The sequence below is a fragment of the Dietzia papillomatosis NBRC 105045 genome (assembly GCF_001570845.1).
In the GTDB taxonomy this organism is placed as follows: Bacteria; Actinomycetota; Actinomycetes; order Mycobacteriales; family Mycobacteriaceae; genus Dietzia; species Dietzia cinnamea.
This window is the reverse complement of record NZ_BCSL01000085.1, coordinates 1-3,188: the sequence shown is the minus strand read 5'-3', so window position 1 is coordinate 3,188 and position 3,188 is coordinate 1. Positions and strand designations below refer to the sequence as shown.

The 3,188-nt window shown below is 56.4% G+C and carries 1 rRNA gene; it reads left to right on the top strand.

Annotated elements, in window-relative coordinates:
• The first annotated feature begins 77 nt into the window (after positions 1–77).
• Positions 78–3,177: ribosomal RNA gene (locus tag DPA01S_RS15815) — 23S ribosomal RNA — on the top strand.
• The last annotated feature ends 11 nt before the right edge of the window (positions 3,178–3,188 follow it).

Sequence of the window (3,188 nt, the reverse complement as noted above, 5' to 3'; positions counted from 1 at the left end):
GGCCGGGGTGTGGGTGGGGTTGGTGTGTGTTGTTTGAGAACTGCACAGTGGACGCGAGCATCTTTAATTGTTTGTGAATGTAAGTGTGTAAGAGCACACGGTGGATGCCTTGGCACCAAGAGCCGATGAAGGACGTAGTAGGCTGCGATAAGCCTCGGGGAGTTGCCAAACGAGCTGTGATCCGAGGGTGTCCGAATGGGGGAACCCAGCACGCGTGATGGCGTGTTACCCGCATCTGAATACATAGGGTGTGTGGAGGGAACGCGGGGAAGTGAAACATCTCAGTACCCGCAGGAAGAGAAAACAATAGTGATTCCGTCAGTAGCGGCGAGCGAACGCGGAGGAGGCTAAACCGCATGCGTGTGATACCCGGCAGGGGTTGCGTGTGTGGTGTTGTGGGGCGCGATGTCCTTGGTTCTGCCGGACCGGGCGCTGATTGTTCGCGGGTTAGGGGAACGACTTGGAAGGGTCGGCCGGAGAGGGTGAGAGTCCCGTACCTGAAAACCTTGCGGCGGGGCGATTTGTGTACCCAAGTAGCAGCGGGCCCGTGAAATCTGCTGTGAATCTGCCGGGACCACCCGGTAAGCCTGAATACTCCTTGGTGACCGATAGCGGATTAGTACCGTGAGGGAATGGTGAAAAGTACCCCGGGAGGGGAGTGAAATAGTACCTGAAACCGTGTGCTTACAATCCGTCAGAGGCCTTTTGGGCTGATGGCGTGCCTTTTGAAGAATGAGCCTGCGAGTTAGTGGTATGTCGCGAGGTTAACCCGTCGAGGGGTAGCCGTAGCGAAAGCGAGTCCGAATAGGGCGTTGTTAGTGGCATGCTCTAGACCCGAAGCGGAGTGATCTACCCATGGCCAGTGTGAAGCGACGGTAAGACGTCGTGGAGGCGCGAACCCACTTAGGTTGAAAACTGAGGGGATGAGTTGTGGGTAGGGGTGAAAGGCCAATCAAACTCCGTGATAGCTGGTTCTCCCCGAAATGCATTTAGGTGCAGCGTCGCATGTTTCACCTCGGAGGTAGAGCTACTGGATGGCCGATGGGCCCTACAAGGTTACTGACGTCAGCCAAACTCCGAATGCCGAGGTGTGAGAGTGCGGCAGTGAGACTGTGGGGGATAAGCTTCATAGTCGAGAGGGAAACAGCCCAGATCGCCGGCTAAGGCCCCTAAGCGTGTACTAAGTGGAAAAGGATGTGGGATCGCTGAGACAGCCAGGAGGTTGGCTTAGAAGCAGCCACCCTTGAAAGAGTGCGTAATAGCTCACTGGTCAAGTGGTCCTGCGCCGACAATGTAGCGGGGCTCAAGTACACCGCCGAAGCCGCGGCACTCACACGTATATCCTCCTCCGGGCAGGTGTGTGGGTGGGTAGGGGAGCGTCGTGTGGCCATAGAAGCGCCGGAGTGATCCAGGTGTGGAGGCCACACGAGTGAGAATGCAGGCATGAGTAGCGAATGACGAGTGAGAAACTCGTCCGCCGGATGACCAAGGGTTCCTGGGTCAAGCTAATCTGCCCAGGGTGAGTCGGGACCTAAGGCGAGGCCGACAGGCGTAGTCGATGGACAACGGGTTGATATTCCCGTACCCGTGTATGCGCGCCCATGGTGAATCAGTGATACTAACCGCCCAGAACCACCTAGACGGTCTTCGGACCGCGTGGTGGGGATGCGCGGGACCTGATCTGGTAGTAGCCAAGCGATGGGGTGACGCAGGAAGGTAGCTGGGCCAGTCAGTGGTTGTACTGGTGTAAGAGTGTAGGCCGTGACAACAGGCAAATCCGTGTCACATTAAGGCTGAGACTTGATGCGTACCCGTTGTGGGGAATTCAGTGATCCTATGCTGCCGAGAAAAGCCTCTAGTGAGTTCATACACGGCCCGTACCCCAAACCAACACAGGTGGTCAGGTAGAGAATACCAAGGCGATCGAGAGAACTGTGGTTAAGGAACTCGGCAAAATGCCCCCGTAACTTCGGGAGAAGGGGGACCACGCCCGGTGAGCACCTTCGCGGTGGGAGCTGGGGGTGGTCGCAGAGACCAGAGAGAAGCGACTGTTTACTAAAAACACAGGTCCGTGCGAAGACGTAAGTCGATGTATACGGACTGACGCCTGCCCGGTGCTGGAAGGTTAAGAGGACCGGTTAGCCGCAAGGCGAAGCTGAGAATTTAAGCCCCAGTAAACGGCGGTGGTAACTATAACCATCCTAAGGTAGCGAAATTCCTTGTCGGGTAAGTTCCGACCTGCACGAATGGCGTAACGACTTCTCTGCTGTCTCGACCACAGACTCGGCGAAATTGCATTACGAGTAAAGATGCTCGTTACGCGCGGCAGGACGAAAAGACCCCGGGACCTTTACTATAGCTTGGTATTGGCGTTCGATTCGGTTTGTGTAGGATAGGTGGGAGACTGTGAAGCATGCACGCCAGTGTGTGTGGAGTCGTTGTTGAAATACCACTCTGATCGTATTGGACGTCTAACCTCGGCCCATGATCTGGGTTAGGGACAGTGCCTGGTGGGTAGTTTAACTGGGGCGGTTGCCTCCCAAAGAGTAACGGAGGCGCCCAAAGGTTCCCTCAGCCTGGATGGCAATCAGGTGTTGAGTGCAAGTGCACAAGGGAGCTTGACTGTGAGACTGACACGTCGAGCAGGGACGAAAGTCGGGACTAGTGATCCGGCACCGGCAAGTGGAAGCGGTGTCGCTCAACGGATAAAAGGTACCCCGGGGATAACAGGCTGATCTTCCCCAAGAGTCCATATCGACGGGATGGTTTGGCACCTCGATGTCGGCTCGTCGCATCCTGGGGCTGGAGTAGGTCCCAAGGGTTGGGCTGTTCGCCCATTAAAGCGGCACGCGAGCTGGGTTTAGAACGTCGTGAGACAGTTCGGTCTCTATCCGCCGCGCGCGTAAGAAACTTGCGGAAGGCTGTCCCTAGTACGAGAGGACCGGGACGGACGAACCTCTGGTGTGCCAGTTGTTCCACCAGGAGCATCGCTGGTTAGCTACGTTCGGAAGGGATAACCGCTGAAAGCATCTAAGCGGGAAGCCTGTTCCAAGATGAGGTTTCTCACCACCTTCGCGTGGTTAAGGCCCCCCACAGACCATGGGGTTGATAGGCCGGAACTGGAAGCGCAGCAATGCGTGCAGGTGACCGGTACTAATCGGCCGAGGACTTACACACAAACACCTTTT